This is a genomic window from Xenococcus sp. PCC 7305 (genome assembly GCF_000332055.1).
Lineage (GTDB): Bacteria > Cyanobacteriota > Cyanobacteriia > Cyanobacteriales > Xenococcaceae > Xenococcus.
In genome coordinates this window covers 18,471-36,858 of sequence record NZ_ALVZ01000220.1, presented here as the reverse complement: position 1 = coordinate 36,858, position 18,388 = coordinate 18,471, and the positions used below count along the sequence as shown (strand labels likewise).

Below are 18,388 nucleotides of genomic sequence, written 5' to 3'. Positions count from 1 at the left end.
CTAAAGACTCCATCAGCTAGAATCTTTAGAGACATTTGTAAAGATCATAGAGAGGAAAAAGGAATTGGCTACTCGCGTCATTATTGTTCGCCACGGACAAAGCACTTACAATGCCAAGAAAATAATTCAAGGTCGTTGCGATGAGTCGGTTTTGACAGAAAAAGGTATTGCCGATGCCAAAAATGCCGGTCAGGCATTGAGCAACATCAAAGTAGATGCTTTCTATTGCAGTCCCCTACAGCGAGCAAAACAGACAGCCGAGATTATTCATTCCTGTTTAAATAATCCTCCTGCTCTGCAACCTACAGAACAATTGATGGAAATCGATTTACCTTTGTGGGAAAAGATGCAAAAGCAAGAAGTATTAGACAAATATCCCACCGAATATAGCCATTGGAAACAACAGCCTCATCAATTCAAAATGGTCTTAAACGATGGACAAGAATATTATCCCGTCCTCTCTCTTTACGAACAAGCAAAAGGCTTTTGGCAAGATGCTATCGCCCAGAATCAAGGGAAAACAATTTTAATTACGGCTCATAATGGTATCAATCGCTGCTTAATTATGTCGGCGGTGGGCATTCCTCCCGAAAGGTATCATTCTATTCAACAGTCCAACTGCGGCTTGACTGTCCTCAATTTCAGTGGTGATTTTGGTGATTCGGTACAAATTGAATCTCTCAACCAAACTTCCCATCTTGGTTTGCCAGTCCCTTCCTATCGTAAACCCCATCAAGGGCCCCGTTTGCTACTAGTACGTCACGGAGAAACCCAGTGGAACAAAGAATCTCGTTTCCAAGGAATTAAGGATATTCCCCTCAACGAAAATGGCAAAGCCCAAGGAAGAAAGGCAGGAGAATTCCTGAAAGACATCGAGATTGATTTTGCCGTATCTAGCTCCATGTCTCGCCCCAAAGAGACAGCAGAAATTATCCTAGAACATCATCCTGGAGTAAGTTTGGAGACTACTTCGGAATTGGTAGAAATCTGTCATGGCTTGTGGGAAGGCAAATTAGAAGCAGAAATCGAAGCGGGCTTTCCAGGATTATTACAACAATGGAAAGATAAACCCGAAACTGTGCAAATGCCTGAAGGCGAGAATCTCCAGCAGGTTTGGGATAGAGCGATCGCCGCTTGGTCAAAAATCGTCGCTAACTACAGCAATAGCGAATCTCCTCGCACAGGAATTGTCGTTGCCCATGATGCGATCAATAAAGTATTGATTTGTTCTTTATTAGGTTTACAACCAGACAATTTCTGGAATATTAAACAAGGCAATGGTGCAGTCACAGTGATTGATTATCCTGAAGGAGCAGAAGGCAAAGCCGTCTTGCAAGCAATTAATATCACGAGCCATCTGGGAGCTGGAGTATTTGATAAAACAGCAGCAGGAGCTCTTTGACAATTATCAGTTATCAGTTGCAATCTTTTTCCTCATCCTTTATCCTTCATCCCTCATCTTGATTCTATTCCTGACATTTCGGACAAAAATGCGAGGACCGGCCTCCTAATTTGATTTTCTCAATAGGAGTATTGCATACTCGGCAGGGTTCTCCTTGCCGACCGTAAACTAATGCCGAATTACCATAATTGCCGTTGACTCCTAATAAATTCAGAAAATCGCTAAAAGTGGTTCCTCCTTGGGCGATCGCGATTTCCAAAACCTCAATAATTGCTGCATGAAGCTTATCTATTTGAGCAACTGTTAAATCTGTCGCTAAGGTTTCGGGTCGAATCTGACTTTTGAAGAGAGTTTCATCGGCGTAAATATTGCCGATTCCGGCCACGATATTTTGATCTAGAAGTAAAGTCTTAATATTACGGCGACGCTTGCTCAATTTTGCCGCAAGATAGGCACTGGTGAATTCTGTCGCGAAAGGTTCAGGGCCCAATTTTTGCAATCCTGTAATAATCGTTTCTGGTGATGATGCTGGGGGAACTAACCAGAACTTGCCAAAGGTTCGAGTATCGACAAAACGCAATTCTTGATTACCAGGAAAAAATAAACGTACCCGAGTATGTTTCTGTAGGGGCTCAGATTGTTTTAGCCAGAGTAGCTGACCAGTCATGCGCAGATGTACACCCAAATATCCTGCGGGTTTTTTTGATTTATCTATTAATTCAGCAATTAAATATTTGCCTCGTCTTTGCCAAGACGCGATCGCAGCTCCCAAGATACTGTTATCAAATTCGGCAACAGAAAGAGGGTAAGCAACTGTCCTTGGTAACAAGACTGCACTTCCCTCTATAAATTGATTCGTAGTTAATTTGTCCAATCCACGACGGACAGTTTCTACTTCTGGTAATTCAGGCAAAGCTCAGGCGACCTCCTTATCCCGCTGTGCGGAAGTAATAAGTAGTAAGGTAATTAAGTATAAAACTTTTTACTTGTTACGCAAGGAATGCGCTAGAAGGAAACAATTACTCATCTGCCTTCTGCCCTCTGCCTTCTGCCTTCGATTAAACTTCTGCTAGTTCACTTTCAGCATAGTTGTTAGTATTAACGCCAGTAGCAGAACCGCTGATACCGTTATAGTTAACTCTATCAAAACGAACGATCACAGGGTAACGAATACCACTTTTGTCGACGCTAGCTACAGTACCGACATCTTGGTACCAGTATGACTCTTTACGAAGAATTCTTACTTTAGAACCACGTTTGATTGCCATAGTATTTTTTTTATTTAAAAATGAGCATTGTTCCCAAGATACTATTCGATGATGGGTACATGATTAAGCACAAGTTTAATTTTTATTACGAAGTTTGCCATTGCAAGCCAACAAAATATGCTTGATTGCCCCACATATCAATACTTTTGGCGATTTCTAAGATTTTTAAATTAAACGGGATCGCTGTCGTAATATATTTTTGCACCATCATGCCTATATCGGGAGCAAAATAGTTAGCCGTTGCCGTTGCCAATCCCATGCCAACCAATTGCCCAATAGGTTCTCGGGGTAACACTAAATGAGTAGTCAGAATCATTCCTGTAGTTAACAATGCTGCCACTGATGAATTTGTTCCACAACGGGGATGAATCGCCAAATCCCATTCCCCCCTCTTGAGACGAGCCAGAGCCAAATGTACTGCCTTTTTCAGCTGCTCAAGATTAATATCCCCATAGAGGAAAAAACCTTTTTCTGTTGACAATCCACCAATGTTTTCATTGTCATCACTACTACTAGAGTTCCTGTGAGCTGCTACTCCACCTAAAGTGCTAAGCATCCAAACTGTGGCATGTTCTAAGGCATGTACCTGACGCAACACTAATAAATCCTTAATGCCAGGCACGAAACCCCATTGCTGTAGCAACTCACTATCTTGGTCTTTTTGAGGGGGAAAAAACCAATCCCAACTATCGTAAATAGTAGCTTGACTCATTAGCTAATAAACATTCGAAATTCTATCCTTCATGCTAAAACCTATCGACAGCAGATCAGCATTACTTTTATGATTTCTTTGCATCCATGAATTTATTTTGTGGCAAAAAGCGATCTCCAAGAAATCTGCGTGGAGAAACGCACAGCCAAGGAATTTGTGAGACCGCATAGCGCCAGGTTATACCTAAACCGCCTATTTTTTCACTTGTTTATCAACATTAGTTACTTCCTCATAGACTTTGGTAAGACGGTGAACCCCTGCACTGCCACCCGCCAATAGTCCCCCAGTAAGCAGAACATCTATGGAATTGAAAAGAGATAGTTGTGTCCCCACAAGCGAGACATCAGCAAAGGACTGCAAGATTCGAATTCCCCCTAGACTAATAACAACCCCAGCTAATAGGCTCAATCTAGAAACAACAGCTTTGGTCTCATCTCTGTACTTACCCAAATCCTCTTGAGCCACTTCTAGTTTTTCCTGTAAAGTTTTCAGTTCTCCCTTTTTCTCGGCTAATTCCTTGGGGTCAAGAACTACTACTACATTAATGGTTTTATCAGCTTGTGGAGATGAAGCTGAGGGATCTTTTACAGAGTTGTCGGGGGCGACAACTGGGGTGGGATTTATTAAAGCTTTAATTTCACCAATATCTTGATTTAAACTACTAACAAGTCGTGTTTTTCGACTGCTTTGTTCTCCTCGCCAGTTACTAACAAAAACACCTAGCGAACTCTGAAGTGCTAGGGAGACAAAGGAAAAAACCACAATTGTGTTTCCCAGATCGGTTAAAGCTGATTGCTTTGGGGTAATGCCCCCGGTAAAGGAAGGAAAATAATTTAGTAATGCCCACAATAGCGATATAATCGCGAGAAATATTACTGAAGCAATAATTAGCGTCAAGCCACCTTGTTTCTTGTCTGAGGTATTTGTCATACAGTTAGAGGGTATAGTAATCTACTATTTAATTGGAAAGAAGATGCTATCACTGATGACATTAGCTGACGAGTTAACGATACAATAATTAACCCGCCAAGCTCTTTTCCCAATGTTAAATATTGCTTTCTCTCAATTCCAAACTATAGGATTTATTGGCATAACTCATACCAAAGCTTTGCAAATACTACACAACTTGCAAAATCATACAGGCGGAACTCTTTGGGTTTCTCGTGATTATGCCCAAAAATATTCTCAAGAACAAAATCCATTACTTGAGAAAGTTGAAGTCTACAATTCCTCGCTTAAAGAACATTTAGCGACAATTTGGAAGGACTATAATGCCTTAGTTTTTTGTTTAGCGACAGGTGCAGTAGTAAGATTGATTGCGCCTTTGCTCAAGGACAAAGCTCATGACCCGGCAATAATCGTTATTGATCCTGAGGGTAGTTTTGTTATTAGTCTCTGTGGCGGACATCAAGGTGGTGCTGATTTATTAACTAAAATGATTGCGCTACAACTTGGCGCAACACCAATTATTACAGGAGCTTCAAGCAGTTTGAGTTTACCAGGAATTGATATTTTAGGTCGTCCTTACGGTTGGGTCAAAGGACAAGGTAGTTGGACTAAGCTGATGGCGAAAGTTGCTAATCAAAATGAGATCGCAGTTATTCAAGAAGCAGGATCTGATCTTTGGCGGTCGAGCCTGCCCGAGAGTTTTTTTAAGAATGGGGAAAATGATAGAGTCCGGGGGAAGATTTGGATTAGTGCCAAGCAAAGAGATTTTTCCGATGAACCGGTCATCCCTCAAGTGCAATGGCATCCGCGAGTTTTGTGGGTGGGAATTGGTTGTGAGAGGGGCACTTCAAGGGAATTAATTGATCAAGCAATAGAATCAACTTTTGCCAAGCATGATTTGGCAGTAGAAGCGATCGCAGGTGTTGCCACGATAGATATTAAGGCAGATGAAAAAGGGCTATTAAAGGTCTGTCGAGATCGCAATTTACCTTTACAAACTTTTCCTGCGAGCATTTTAAAAAAAGTTGCGGTGCCGACTCCTTCAACTGTAGTCAACCAAGAGGTAGGAACTCCCAGTGTGGCTGAAGCATCTGCGATCGCAGCGGCAAAATTATTCGATGAGCAGAATATAAAATTACTCGAACCGGAAACATTACCATTACCCCTAATTGTGAAGAAACAAATTGTGAAACAAGAGCAACAACCTGGTGCAGTAACCGTCGCGATCGCCCAATCAGAAATCGAATATACAGGCAAGCCAGGCAAGCTCTATTTAGTGGGTATTGGCCCTGGAAGTTTAGATCAAATTACCCCCGCGGCCAAAACTGCGATCGCGGGGGCGGATGTGGTGATTGGTTATTCTCTCTACATAGATCTGGTGCAATCTTTATTTCGTCCTGAACAAGTTATCGAATCTTTGCCGATTACCCAGGAAAAACAACGAGGCGAACGAGCGATCGCCCTAGCGAGTCAGGGTTTAACCGTAGCTGTGATTTCTTCAGGTGACTGTGGAATCTATGGCATGGCGGGTTTAGTTCTAGAACAGCTTAAGCTAAATAATTGGGATGGCAAAACGCCCCAAGTGCAGGTTTTCCCAGGAATTTCGGCCTTGCAGGCTGTTGCCTCCAGGGTTGGAGCGCCTTTAATGCATGATTTTTGTGCGATTAGCTTGAGTGATCTTTTAACTCCTTGGGAAGTTATCCGCAAACGCTTGGAGGCTGCGGCGATGGCCGATTTTGTGACCAGTATTTATAATCCGCGATCGCAAAAACGAGTGGAGCAGATTGAAAAAGCGCAAGAAATTTTTCTGCAATATCGAAAGCCAGATACCCCAGTTGCGATCGTGCGATCGGTTTACCGCGATGATGAACAAATTATAGTAACTAGCTTAGAGAAAATGTTGGATAATCCGATTGATATGTTGACCACAATTATTATTGGTAATAGCAATACCTATAGCCATGGTGATTGGATGATTACACCAAGAGGGTACTTATAAAGTTTAAATGCTAAAGTTAAAATAACCGAAAAAGTTCTCATGACTAACCCAAAAGTTGAAATCGATTTAGGAGAAATTCTTCAAGAAATTAAGGGCGATCAGAAAGAAATCTTGAAAAAAATTTCTGATTTAGCAGTTGAATTGACTGAAGTAAAAGGAGGAATAAAGACTTTGGATGAAAAACTTTCTGGTCAGATAACTACGCTAGACACCAAGGTAGAGCAATTAGATAAGAGAATTGCTAACCAGGAATTTATTAATCGCAGTGTATTAATAGGGTTAATCTTGGCTTTTGTTGGTAGTGTTGTGAGTATGTTTTCCAATGCTTAATCGAGAGCCAGATACGACCGTTGCGATCGCACAATCGGTTTATCGTGATGATGAACAAATTACAGTCACTAGTTTGGAAATGAAGTTTATAAAAAATTAGATCGTTTATTAAATTAATTAAGATTCTCATGAATAATCCAAAAGTTGAAGTCGATTTAGCGGAAATTCTTCAAGAAATTAAGAGTGATCAGAAAGAAATTTTGAAAAAGATGTCAGACGTAAAAGATGACATTTCTGATTTAAAAGTTGAATTGACTGAAGTGAAAGGAGAAATAAAGACTTTGGATGAAAAACTTTCTGGTCAGATAACTACGCTAGATACAAAGGTAGAGCAATTAGATAAGAGAATTGCTAACCAGGAATTTATTAATCGCAGCGTATTAATAGGGTTAATATTGGCTTTTGTTGGTAGTGTTGTGAGTATGTTTTCCAGTGTTTAGATAATATGAAATATCGAAAATTATTATTGGTAATAGCAATACCTATAGTCATGGTGATTGGATGATTACACCACGAGGTTATTTAGAAGAAAATTAGAGGAAATAAGAGAATTGCTAACATCGCTCTAATCCCTATGCTTTTCAAAAATTTCCTTAAGCTATGATTTATCAAGTAAGACGCAGGTTAATAACAAAATAAAAAATAATCTAACTATGAAATGGCGAGTAGTTTTAGAAGCCGATCAAGAAACTGGAGAATGGGCAGTTTGGTGTCCCGAACTTCCTGGTTGTATCTCTTGTGGTCAAACCGAAGAGGAAGCTTTGGAGAATATCCTTGAAGCTATTGAATTGTATCTTGAGCCTAGCGATATTAAGCTTGATTCTGGTGCGGTTGTTCGTGAGGTAACTGTGTAATGGGCGATCGTATTCGTCGCATGAATGCAAAGCAAGTTGAAAAAATACTCAGGAAATATGAATTTGAGTTAATCAGTCAAAAAGGAAGTCATAAGAAATGGCGTAATTCGAAAAGAAACCTTCAAGTAACTGTTCCCTATCATCAAGGACGAGATTTACCTATTGGAACACTAAGGAATATTTTAGTTAATGCTGATATTCCCACATCTGAGTGGAAATATTAATAATGCTCAGGTAATCACACCAACAAGCGATCGCCAATTGCCCAAAACATCATTTTTAATTACACTCCTTACTAAAGATTAATATAAAAGCGTTCGATATCTTATGTTCTTAAAAAGGAGAAAACTTCTCAAATTTGGTTTATATTCTCTAGGGATGCTCAGTACTAATATTATGGGAGCTAATGTGAAAGCTCAAGCAATAGCGAATAGCCTACCGAGAACACCCAAACAAGACGGATTTTACTTTCCCGCAGAATGGCATCCCCACGAATATACCATTATGCAATTTGTCCCTCGCCAAAACTGGGCGGGTTATGGCATCAGACAAGCTCGCAAAGATTGGGCGACAGTGGCCAATACCTTGAGTGAATTTGAGCCAGTGTTAATGGTTGTAGATCCCCAAGATCGCGTAATTGCCAAAAAACTCCTAAGTAGTGATATTGAATTAGTAGAATTTCCCCTCAATGATGGTTGGGCTCGCGATTCTGGGCCATCATTTGTCGTCAATAACCAAGGAGAACGTCGCGTTACAGGTTTTACCTTTAATGGTTGGGGTGCCAAGTTTCCGCCCTATGACGATGATGCCAAGCTCCGAGCAAGGCTTTGTGAATATCTGCAAGTTCCTTTTTATGAAGCTGATTTAGTTCTAGAAGGCGGTGCCGTTACTCTAGATGGGGAAGGAACTTTAATCACCACAGAAGAATGTTTACTCAATCCCAACCGCAACCCAGATAAAAGTAAATCTCAAGTTGAACAAATTCTCAAAGAATCTTTTAATGTCAGTAAAGTAATTTGGTTAGGTAAAGGGACAACGCCCGATCCGATCACTGATGGTCATGTCGATGGTATTTGTGTTTTTGTTGCTCCTGGAACAGTAATGCTGCATACAACAGATGATCTTAATGATCCCAATTATCAGATTTGTCAAGATGCTAAAGCAAAACTACTAGCTGAATCTAATAGCAAAGATCGCCAACTAGAGATTATTGAGCTCCCTTTGGCTTATGATGTAGCTCATATCAATTTTTACATTGCCAATGGTTGTGTTCTGGTTCCGATCGCGAATGATCCTGCCCAGGATGACGCAGCATTATCAATTATTCGTAATGCTTTTGGTGAACGCGAAGTAATTGGCATTAGTGGTGAAATTCTCGCCAAAGGCGGTGGCGGTATTCATTGCATAACTCAACAAGTACCTATGATCTAGTAGAAGTGGGCGTAAATACAACACCCATGCACAAAGCTTGAAATCTTTATGATAAAAAACTTTTGACTTTTGACTTTTGACTTTTGACTTCCGCGCAGCAGCACTAGCTAATCATTCAATTTACTCTTATGCTCTCTCTAAACCCCTGGATTATTGCCCTAATTCTCAATAGTTTCCTCATCACGATCGCTTGGATTCTGCCCAAAAAATTACTCACTCCCCTTGGTTATCTCAACGCTTGGGTTTTAGGCGTACTCGTTTGGGGAACCTTAGGATGGCGAGGATATACCGTGGTGATGTTTTATTTCCTAGTGGGTTCTGCTGTAACCAAAATCGGCATGGCGGAAAAAGAAGCCGCTGGCATAGCGGAAAAGCGATCGGGGATGCGCGGACCAGAAAATGTCTGGGGCTCAGCTCTAACAGCGACTATTTGTGCGCTAATGACTATATTCTTCGACTCTCCTCTTCAGGAATTACTGATTTTAGGCTATGTTGCAAGTTTTGCTACTAAACTATCCGATACTAGTGCCAGTGAAGTAGGCAAAGCTTATGGTAAAAGTACTTTTTTAATTACAACCTTAAAACCTGTTCCCAAAGGAACTGAAGGCGCAATTAGCTTAGAAGGAACAGTTGCGGGGATGGTTGCTTCCATCGCGATCGCAATGATTGCCTATCTCCTGGGCATGATTAATCCTTGGGGAATAATTTGCTGCATCGTGGCAGCTTTCATTGCAACTAATATTGAAAGTCTAATCGGTGCAACTTTGCAAGAGCAATGGCAATTTTTAACCAATGAAGTGGTAAATTTTGTTAATACAACTATTGGTGCAATTGTCGCAATCATCATGGCTTGGGTTTGGACAATTTAACCAACAAAAAACGCAAAATCAACCGATCCCCAAGTTCCTATTCCTACATTCTCAAAATATTTCAAATCTCGCTTCAGAAAATTAGTATATTTACGGAAGACATTAATGGGAAGAAGCTGCTACTGTCTATGTCATGGGTAGATTACTTAAATTTTATGAGCATTTCACTTTGACTTTTAGGTATTTTACTTTAGTTTTATAGGCATTTTACTTAAGTCTATAGAATTTCCACTTACAGTTTTAGGCGCTAAAAAATATTATTAGTAAGTAATACTTAAGGTAACCAAAAGTCGTACAATCGAGTTTAATTTAGTCCAACCAATTAAACTCATAAGACAGTGTAAAGGCATTGCATGTCAAGCAATACCCAAGATAACCAACCAACTGTGAAGCAGCCAATTTAATCAAGTCCAACTGATTAAGTGCACAGGCAATATATATAGAATATAGTTATAACAATAAAAAAGGCATTGCATATAAAGCAATACCTAAGATAACCAACCAACTGTGAAGTAACCAATTTAATCGAGTCCAACCAATTAAACTGTAAATTAATCTATGAAGGCATTAGTAGTCAGCTAATGCCTTTTCAGTACAATTCTAAGCCGAGAATTAATTGAATATTGCATTGAGAATATCCTATGGTATTTATTAAGGCTTACAATCTATGCCCTATCTTGACCAGAGAAATTATTAATTTTCGTAACAAAGAGTCAATAAATTAATCGACTTTTCTTTTTAAGGAGTTACTTGATCTTAAACTTGCTAGGTCTGCATTGCCCGTACAAAAAAGAACTGTTTTAATCTCCGATAATAGTAATTGGATGAGCTCTTCCAAGGCAGTAGTGGATTCTGAGGCTGCCTGTAGAAAAGGAAAAGCTAAACCTGCCAAGTCTGCTCCTAGGGCGATCGCTTTAGCTACTTCCAGACCATTCCGTAAACCGCCAGAAGCAATGAGAGGAATATCTCGGTTCTGCTCCCGAGTTTGGATCAGGCAATCTGCGGTGGGGATTCCCCAATCAGCAAAAGTTCTTCCTAGTCTTCTTTGCACATAATTCTCAGCCCTTTCACTTTCTACTTTGGCCCAGGAAGTCCCCCCAGCACCAGCAACATCGATCGCCGCAACGCCTGCTGAAATCAGCTTTTGTGCCATAACTCCAGAGATGCCATTGCCAACTTCTTTAGCAATTACAGGAACCGAAATTTGCTCACAGAGCAGATGAATTTTGTCTAGTAAACCTTTGAAGTTGACATCTCCTCTCGGCTGAATGCATTCTTGCAACGGATTGAGATGAAGTATCAACGCATCAGCTTCTAGGATTTCTACTGCTTGCAAACATTGTTCCAGACCATAGGTATAGTTGAGCTGAACTGCTCCTAAATTGGCGAATAAAAGAGCATCGGGAGCCAAGTCCCGAATTGCAAAACTAGGTGCCGTATCAGGCTTTTCTACAGCAATCCTTTGGGAGCCTACGCCCATAGCCAAGCGATGATTTTGAGCTGCTTCGGCGAGGCGATAGTTAATAAGTTTGGCTTGTTCTGTACCGCCTGTCATCGAGGAAATCAGCAGCGGAGCATTTAACTTTTTGCCGAGAAAAGTAGTTTGTAAATCTACATCTTCTAGGTTGATTTCGGGTAAACAATTATGGGTAAAACGGTATTTTTCCAACCCATTGGTTACAAGGTTAAACTGGACATCCTCTTCCAGACAGATACGCAAGTGATCTGCTTTGCGCGTCTGGGTGTTAGTCATTACTTTTTTCCCAACAATCAACTACACACGACTTGGCAATTCATTTACGCTTAAAGACTGGTGTTAGGTTTTAGGTGGTAGGTTTTAGGTTTAAAAGAGTCATATTTTGCCAAGTCGTGAACTACAACCTACATTATTACAAACAACGACATAAAAATGTTTCAGGAATTTTAGTATTCTTATAGTCAGTTAGGTAGAGGATTAGCTGCGCGTCAAGACAGAAGACAATAAAGAGTTTTGGGTGTTAAATTTTGGGGACTGAAAAAATAACAGAAAATTGTCTTTTGAACTCACCTTGCGAAGTAGTAAGCTCAGAGCCCTAATTAGCTACCTTTTCCCTTTAACCTTTCCCCTTCACCCGAATCATGAATTTACGAGCCAAAATCGGACAAATGATCATCGTCCGCGCTTCAGGTTATTTATTTGATCACCAACGACGTTACCCTGCTTGGGAAGCGGATAATCAAACATTAGAAAGATGGCTCACAGAGTTGAATCTTGGAGGAGTAATCTTGCTCGGAGGTAGCGCCATCGAAGTCAAGACAAGATCGCAGCAACTTCAATCCTGGGCCAAGATTCCTCTGTTTATCGCAGCGGATATCGAAGAAGGCGTTGGGCAAAGATTTCCTGGAGCCACTTGGTTTGCTCCACCTATGGCCTTATCGGCGATCGCAGCAAAAGATCTCAATCTGTCTCTGCAATATGCAAAGGCAATGGGGAAGATCACGGCCCAGGAGGCGATCGCAATTGGCATTAATTGGTTGCTAGCTCCGGTGGTGGATGTAAATAATAACCCGGATAACCCAGTGATCAATATTCGCGCCTTTGGTCAAGATGCCCAGATAGTCAGCCACTTAACCAGGGCCTTCATTGAAGGAGCAAAATCCCACCCCATTTTGACCACAGCCAAACATTTCCCTGGTCATGGTGACACGGCAACCGATTCCCATCTCGATTTACCAAATATTCCCCATGATAATTCCCGATTAAATAGAGTCGAATTACCACCTTTTGTCAATGCGATCGCCTCTGGCGTTGATAGTGTAATGAGTGCCCATCTGACGATTCCTGCTTGGGATAAAGACTATCCGGCAACTCTCTCGAAAAAAATTATGACAGGGAAACTGCGAGCAGAATTGGGCTTTGACGGTTTGATTATCACAGATGCCCTGATTATGGGAGGAGTCACTAAATATGCCACCGCCGAAGAAATCGCAGTTTTAGCTGTGACAGCAGGAGCAGACATTTTATTAATGCCTGAAGATCCTGAAATTGCGATCGAGTCTATCTATCAAGCTGTGCGATCGCAAATCATCACAGAAGAAAGAATTGAGCAGTCTCTAGAGCGGATTGAACAAGCAAAATTAGGTTTAGTTGACGAGTTTGTTGAGGAAGATAAGAGAAACAGCTTAGAGTTTCAATCTTCAACTGAGTTATTATCAGCACCTCAACATAGGCAAATTGCTCAAGATATCCTGCGGGATTCTGGGCAAACAGGAGGTAATTTACCTTTAACTGTCGATGATGCGCAGGCACAGCGCAATCTGATCGTGGTTGATGATGTTCTCAATTGCAGTTTTCTCGATCTGGCGGCTCCTGCGATCGCAATTCCCCAAAAATTCGGCTATCAAAGACAAATATTAGATCAAAATAGTCTGGAGCAAATTAATCATGATCAACGTAAAACCTTGCTACAAGTCTTTATTCGCGGCAATCCTTTTCGCGGGACAGCAGGCTTGACGCAAAACGCGATCGCACAATATAAATTACTTTTAACTAGTGAAAACTTGGCAGGATTAATTATCTATGGCAGTCCCTATGTCAAAGATTGGTTCATCTCCCAACTCGCGATCGAGCTGCCTTGGGTCTTTGTTTATGGACAAATGAATTCAGCTCAAGCAGTTGCCATGCAAAGTCTGTTTAATCTAGAAAGTAATACAGAATCTGCGACCAAAATCACCAATAACTTTGGCTTCTAGATTTTAGCCCCCACTAATTTTCGCCTTATAACCTAGTTTAGTCATAATTTGTAATAACTTTTCTTTGTGCTCGCCCTGAATCTCCAAATTATTGTCTTTAACTGTTCCCCCACTACCACATTGCGCCTTCAGATTTTTGAGTAATTTACTCAGCGTTTCTGGGTTATGTTGAAATCCAGTGAGCACAGTGACAGTCTTGCCTTTGCGACCAGAACGCGTAGCTTGTATTCTAATATTTTGTTGTTGTGGCGGTAAATCGGGGGTGGCCCTTGCCAAAGCTGCATCATTACTACTATTGCCAAATTCCCTGTAGGCAACTCGGTTTTTCTTCGATTTGGAAGCCATATTCTTATCTTTAAGCTGTCATACTTTTTACAATACCATCAACTTTGTTGTTTATCACTTTCTGCTCTTTACCTATAATTTCATGAACCTTAAAAGATTTATTTCCATAGTTGTTAGTGTTGCTATCTTACTAATTTTATATTCCCAAATCGAGCTCAAAAAATTACTAGAAGTTTTTCAAAACTGCGATCCTCTATGGATGATTATTAGCTTGGGTATGGTGATTCCTATTACCTTATTTACTTCTTGGCGGTTACAACAATTGATGCCTCAAGGAACAAAACTAGGTTTTATCGAAGCTAATAGATTAATCCTCGGCGCTAGTGTTCTCAATATGGTTTTGCCTTCAAAAATGGGTGATATTGCCAAAGCTTATTTTATGAAGGAACGAGATAATCTTAGTGGCAGTTTGTCGTTAGCTATTGTAATTTTTGAAAAAGCTTCTGATATGCTGTCTTTATTATTATGGTGTATCTTTGGCTTGCTACTATATCCGACCAAAGATCCATTTTTTCTAACTATGATTCTTGGCATTTTAGGAGGATTAGTTTTAGGGTTATTTATCCTCGGTAGCCGCCAAGTTGCTAACTTATTTTTTAATGCAACAATCCAAATATCCCCCAAAGGTATTAGTAAGAAATTGCAAAGTATGCAGGTTTCTTGGTCACAAATGCAAAGTTATTTTTGGGAAGACAAAAAACAGTTGTTGGTGATCTCGATTACGTCTGTATTTATTTGGTTTTTACATTTACTACAAATTTGGTTATTTATTATTGCACTTAAAGCCTGGGTTCCATTTTTGATTAGTCTGGCTCTTTCTCCCCTCTCAATCTTAGCTGGCTTACTCCCCTTAACTTTTGCGGGAGTTGGTACTCGTGATGCAGCCTTAATTTTGTTCTATAAACCTTATTTTAATGAAGTAGTTGGTGCGGCATTAGGTCTACTCTGTACTTCTCGTTATTTTTTACCCGCTATCATTGGTTTACCTTTTTTAGGACAAATGCTAGCCACCCTCAAAAAATCAACTTCTGTCACCAATTAATCACATTAGCTCAATAATTGTTGATTAAACTGTATTTTTGTAAATAAATATTGCAACTGTAAGAAAAATATGGAAAAGTTATTCCTTCGTTCGGTATTTCTTATACTCTAAGTATATAACGAAATATTTATTTGAGGTCTCCTGCTATGGATAAGGAAATAACAAAATATAAGATGATTTGTACCCTGACTTTTGGGGATATTTACCTACAGATAATTATATGGTTAATTGTGATTTTTGTGAGTTTGGCAACAACTCTTGCTTTATGGAGTAGTACTCGTCAGATTTATGCCCTAGCAACAGTAGGAATTGTCCTCGTATTATCTTTACCTTTCCTATTATTTGCTTTTGTTACTACATTGCTCAATAACATTGAATTTGTTCCTGTTGAGGAAGAAGAAGCTGCTGCTCGGATGTCTTCTGGAAGAAAAATAAAATCATCTCAAAACCCAGCGCGAGCTGCGGGATAAGAAGAATAAATTAAGCATTAATTGGTTTACCACAACCACCAAATAGGTTTGTAAGGAGAGTCGGGAACACTAAAAACACCTCTGGCTCTCCCCACGACTACGCATTCTAGGGGTTCTTTCCTATCTAGAATGCATTTAGCATCATAATTGGGGTTGACGGTGAATAATGGTTCACTATTGTTAGAGCCACAAGTGTCATTTTCAATTTTTACGGTGCAGACTAAAGTATGTCCCTCTTCTTCCTGGGTAGAAATATATTTTTGTCCTGGTTCTTGATATAAATATTGCAGTTTTTCTGCGACTTGTTGACAAACTGTGCTTCCAGAATCCTGGGGAAGTAGATATTCTTGATGCCAACTTATGAGGGGAGTTAAAGAAGTTTTCCCTGATGTATATGCGTATAAAGTGGGAGTTGGGTTTTCCGTCGCACAGGCAAAAAAGTTTTGCGACGAGATATCTGAATTATTTTTCTCGGCTTTTTGGTATTCAGAAGAACGGGCCGTCTGGCGCAAAGCGAAGCACTGTATAAGCGCAATTATCGGGACAAGAATGAAGTAATATCTTTTCATAATAATTACTTGCTTAAATATATAAAAAATAAAGTTGGGAAAAAGTTTAGAAAATAAAACTGTGTTTGCTTTATTATGCCCTTAACTACTAGGCGATCGTCTCCGTTGATTCTCGGAAATTAAGTACTTCGTAATACAAAAGAGTATCCTGGAATTTACATAGAATGAAGGCAGATGGCAGACGGCAGATGGCAGATGGTAAAGAGTAGAACAAACCTCTGGAAACGTAAGCTCGATGAGTACAAAATTTACTAGTTCTGAATAAGGACTTGGGGATTTAGGGATTTGGGGATTTAGGAACAAGCCTATTACTTCGTTGTTCAACTTGGGAAATTTAATCAAAAAAAAATTCGTCGAACTGACGTTCTGGAAAATCGGACTCACGACTACGCCTTATATTTACTCAATCTACAATTATCACTATATTAAATATTCGGCATTCAAACGTTCAACTTTAAACTGTTTACCAATCTCATTCATAATTTTGGTTATTTTTTCAACTTCTGTTTCTGTTTCTGTTTCTGTCTCTAATTTGAGCAATAAAAATAATCTAACAATCGCGTTGTCTTTCTGACTGTCAAAATCTTGACTTAGAGAATCTATCAAAGCTTTTTCAGCAGAAATTATTCTTGTTATATCAGATAAACTTCCTTGTTGATTAGGTATATTAATTTCTAGGCCAAGAATACATCTTATATCTATTAGTAAATTTTGCTGTTTAAATTTTTCTAGAGATGAATATTCAAATTTTCTTTTGATTCTTTTATTTTCTAGAATTCTTTCATCATTAAAATCTTGAATATCTTCTACTTTAATGCTTAAAAGATTATTAAGTAAATCAACTAATAAATCATCTTTTTCTAAAGAAACTAACAAACAAAATGTACCGAATTCACCTTCTATATTAACTTTAATATCTAATATATTTCCCTGACAATCCGCTATTGACTTAGAAATTATGTAGATTGTCCCTCTTATATCTTTTTGAGCTTTAATTTGTAGCTTTATTAGGGAATTGCCTGAGATTTTTCTTTCTGGAATTGTAGGTCTTTTTACAGTCAAATGACCGTCTGCGATTTTATTTAAAAGATCACTGATACTTCCTTTCCCTCCATAAGTGCAATTATACTGCTCAGCAATCTTTTCAATTCTTCTCTTCGCTGTAGCTGATAATCTTGCGCGAAAAGTTGTACCTTTTTCCGTTGGCATTCGTTAACAATCTCTCAATTCAATACATCTATTTTAACCTAAGTATGTATCATAGCGTTACTCTTTTGCTTATTTTTATTCATGAGAAGCAATTTTTTGTCGGAAATGATACACACTTTGTGACTTATTTTAGAGATACTGGAATGAAAATACCGAATTGATAATATGAGTATGAACAATACAGCTCGTGAACTTTGCTTAAATGACATAGGACAAGACGTTAGACAGTTGCAAACCCTGATCAACCAAAAATACGGATTAACTCTAATTGAGGACGGAATATACGGAAAGAAAACTCTTGAAGTAATTGAACAGATTCAAACTAATAGCAACCTATCTGTGACTGGAATATGTGATCGACACACGTTAAAAGTTATAGAACAAGAGAAGGATTGGGATTATCGCGGACAAATGCGTAAACATAAAAACAAATATCTAAATAAAAACTTACTTCGGTTTGTAATTTTGATAATGCCTTTATTGATTATGGCGATTTTCTTATTAAGACCTGATTTAATTGCTTTTATTTTTCATAAAGATCGGCTAAAAATATTCTTTTTTGTCTCTTGCGTCGCTTGGATTTCATTGATTGTTAATCATGTTTTTGGGTTAGAAGTTAATCAGTTATTAACTGAATTACTTAGATATTTTAGAGATTTTATTAAACTTTACAACCAATAACTTTTCTTAACTCTCTTACCGTCTTGCTCTTTTCAATCTCAACTTCAACAATTTTCTCAATTATGAGATCGCGTTTATCGAATATTCCCAAACTCATTAAATTAAAGGTTAGTTGAAATTGCATCCAAAGGACAAGTCGAAACACATTGCTCACAGACTACACAGCGCGATCGCATAAATTTGAGACGAAAACTTTTAGGATCTAACGTCAAAGCCTTGGTCGGACAAACTCCGGTACATAAACCGCAATCAACACAAAGATTCTCATCGATCGCAATTTCACTATTGGCCGAAGAAACATCAATATTGCTATTAGTCATCCATTCCAGTGCCGCATCGATCGCATCAATATCGCCTTGAAGTTCCACAGCAAGTTTCCCCACCTTATCTGGAGCAATCTGGGCGCGAATAATATTGGCCGCAACATTAAAATCCTTCGCCAAACGATAGGTGATAGGAATCGGAACTGTAGTGCGAGGAAAAGTTAAAGTAACTCTTTTTTTCATGATGGGAATAGAGAACGGGAA

The 18,388-nt window shown here is 39.2% G+C and carries 21 protein-coding genes; 12 read left to right on the top strand and 9 right to left on the bottom strand.

The features are described from left to right. Positions 1-64 precede the first annotated feature (64 nt). Positions 65-1,402, top strand: coding sequence for a histidine phosphatase family protein (locus XEN7305_RS20145; RefSeq protein WP_006511357.1), 1,338 nt, complete (start codon positions 65-67; stop codon positions 1,400-1,402). A gap of 64 nt (positions 1,403-1,466) precedes the next feature. Here the strand turns inward: XEN7305_RS20145 and XEN7305_RS20140 are convergent, their stop codons facing one another. From XEN7305_RS20140 to XEN7305_RS20125, 4 genes are all read right to left on the bottom strand, one after another. Beyond that, positions 1,467-2,315 (bottom strand): DNA-formamidopyrimidine glycosylase, encoded by an 849-nt coding sequence (locus XEN7305_RS20140; protein WP_006511356.1) that lies wholly within the window; start codon positions 2,313-2,315, stop codon positions 1,467-1,469. Positions 2,316-2,460: 145 nt separating this feature from the next. Further along, positions 2,461-2,670: a photosystem I reaction center subunit IV gene (locus XEN7305_RS20135; RefSeq protein ID WP_006511355.1), complete on the bottom strand. Its 210-nt coding sequence runs from the start codon at positions 2,668-2,670 to the stop codon at positions 2,461-2,463. 85 nt (positions 2,671-2,755) lie between these two features. Next, complete coding sequence (locus tag XEN7305_RS20130; RefSeq protein ID WP_006511354.1) at positions 2,756-3,382, bottom strand: DUF6391 domain-containing protein; 627 nt, start codon at positions 3,380-3,382, stop codon at positions 2,756-2,758. A gap of 192 nt (positions 3,383-3,574) precedes the next feature. Then, entirely contained in the window at positions 3,575-4,312 is a 738-nt protein-coding gene (locus XEN7305_RS20125) for a hypothetical protein (protein ID WP_006511353.1), read from the bottom strand. 112 nt (positions 4,313-4,424) lie between these two features. On the opposite strand from XEN7305_RS20125, the gene cobJ reads away from it, so the two are divergent. The 7 genes from cobJ to XEN7305_RS20090 all read left to right on the top strand — a co-directional run bounded on the left by cobJ (position 4,425) and on the right by XEN7305_RS20090 (position 9,813). Continuing rightward, a complete protein-coding gene (gene cobJ, locus XEN7305_RS20120) occupies positions 4,425-6,329 on the top strand; it encodes a precorrin-3B C(17)-methyltransferase (protein ID WP_006511352.1) in 1,905 nt (634 codons plus the stop codon). Positions 6,330-6,368: 39 nt separating this feature from the next. Then, positions 6,369-6,659, top strand: coding sequence for a hypothetical protein (locus XEN7305_RS20115; RefSeq protein ID WP_006511351.1), 291 nt, complete (start codon positions 6,369-6,371; stop codon positions 6,657-6,659). Between the two features lie 128 nt (positions 6,660-6,787). Beyond that, positions 6,788-7,099, top strand: a complete 312-nt coding sequence (locus XEN7305_RS20110; protein ID WP_006511349.1) for a hypothetical protein — start codon at positions 6,788-6,790, stop codon at positions 7,097-7,099. A gap of 213 nt (positions 7,100-7,312) precedes the next feature. Then, on the top strand, positions 7,313-7,513 hold the full coding sequence (locus tag XEN7305_RS20105) for a type II toxin-antitoxin system HicB family antitoxin (RefSeq protein WP_006511348.1): 201 nt from the start codon (positions 7,313-7,315) through the stop codon (positions 7,511-7,513). Next, the gene (locus XEN7305_RS20100; RefSeq protein ID WP_006511347.1) at positions 7,513-7,737 is read left to right on the top strand and encodes a type II toxin-antitoxin system HicA family toxin; all 225 of its coding nucleotides are present in this window, start codon (positions 7,513-7,515) and stop codon (positions 7,735-7,737) included. Before XEN7305_RS20105 ends, XEN7305_RS20100 begins: the two co-directional genes overlap by 1 nt. 103 nt (positions 7,738-7,840) lie before the next feature. Next, positions 7,841-8,944, top strand: a complete 1,104-nt coding sequence (locus tag XEN7305_RS20095; RefSeq protein WP_006511346.1) for an agmatine/peptidylarginine deiminase — start codon at positions 7,841-7,843, stop codon at positions 8,942-8,944. 128 nt (positions 8,945-9,072) lie between these two features. Beyond that, a complete protein-coding gene (locus XEN7305_RS20090; protein WP_006511345.1) occupies positions 9,073-9,813 on the top strand; it encodes a TIGR00297 family protein in 741 nt (246 codons plus the stop codon). A 721-nt stretch (positions 9,814-10,534) separates the two neighbouring features. Here XEN7305_RS20090 and fni read toward each other — a convergent pair. After that, entirely contained in the window at positions 10,535-11,566 is a 1,032-nt protein-coding gene (gene fni / locus XEN7305_RS20085) for a type 2 isopentenyl-diphosphate Delta-isomerase (RefSeq protein WP_006511344.1), read from the bottom strand. Positions 11,567-11,931: 365 nt separating this feature from the next. On the opposite strand from fni, the gene XEN7305_RS20080 reads away from it, so the two are divergent. Continuing rightward, entirely contained in the window at positions 11,932-13,545 is a 1,614-nt protein-coding gene (locus XEN7305_RS20080; RefSeq protein WP_006511343.1) for a glycoside hydrolase family 3 N-terminal domain-containing protein, read from the top strand. A gap of 3 nt (positions 13,546-13,548) precedes the next feature. Here the strand turns inward: XEN7305_RS20080 and XEN7305_RS20075 are convergent, their stop codons facing one another. Further along, positions 13,549-13,890, bottom strand: coding sequence for a translation initiation factor (locus tag XEN7305_RS20075; protein ID WP_006511342.1), 342 nt, complete (start codon positions 13,888-13,890; stop codon positions 13,549-13,551). An 82-nt stretch (positions 13,891-13,972) separates the two neighbouring features. Here XEN7305_RS20075 and XEN7305_RS20070 point away from each other — a divergent pair, with 82 nt between their 5' ends. Together XEN7305_RS20070 and XEN7305_RS20065 are read left to right on the top strand one after the other, a co-directional pair. Further along, positions 13,973-14,932, top strand: coding sequence for a lysylphosphatidylglycerol synthase transmembrane domain-containing protein (locus tag XEN7305_RS20070; protein WP_006511341.1), 960 nt, complete (start codon positions 13,973-13,975; stop codon positions 14,930-14,932). A gap of 146 nt (positions 14,933-15,078) precedes the next feature. Further along, positions 15,079-15,402: a hypothetical protein gene (locus XEN7305_RS20065; RefSeq protein WP_006511340.1), complete on the top strand. Its 324-nt coding sequence runs from the start codon at positions 15,079-15,081 to the stop codon at positions 15,400-15,402. Between the two features lie 26 nt (positions 15,403-15,428). Here XEN7305_RS20065 and XEN7305_RS20060 read toward each other — a convergent pair whose 3' ends face one another. Continuing rightward, positions 15,429-15,971, bottom strand: a complete 543-nt coding sequence (locus tag XEN7305_RS20060; RefSeq protein ID WP_006511339.1) for a COP23 domain-containing protein — start codon at positions 15,969-15,971, stop codon at positions 15,429-15,431. A gap of 420 nt (positions 15,972-16,391) precedes the next feature. Beyond that, positions 16,392-17,180 (bottom strand): hypothetical protein, encoded by a 789-nt coding sequence (locus XEN7305_RS20055; RefSeq protein ID WP_006511338.1) that lies wholly within the window; start codon positions 17,178-17,180, stop codon positions 16,392-16,394. A gap of 171 nt (positions 17,181-17,351) precedes the next feature. Here XEN7305_RS20055 and XEN7305_RS20050 point away from each other — a divergent pair, with 171 nt between their 5' ends. Then, the gene (locus XEN7305_RS20050) at positions 17,352-17,861 is read left to right on the top strand and encodes a peptidoglycan-binding protein (RefSeq protein ID WP_158500426.1); all 510 of its coding nucleotides are present in this window, start codon (positions 17,352-17,354) and stop codon (positions 17,859-17,861) included. 101 nt (positions 17,862-17,962) lie between these two features. Here XEN7305_RS20050 and XEN7305_RS20045 read toward each other — a convergent pair whose 3' ends face one another. Next, positions 17,963-18,367: an NIL domain-containing protein gene (locus XEN7305_RS20045; RefSeq protein ID WP_006511336.1), complete on the bottom strand. Its 405-nt coding sequence runs from the start codon at positions 18,365-18,367 to the stop codon at positions 17,963-17,965. Positions 18,368-18,388 lie beyond the last annotated feature (21 nt).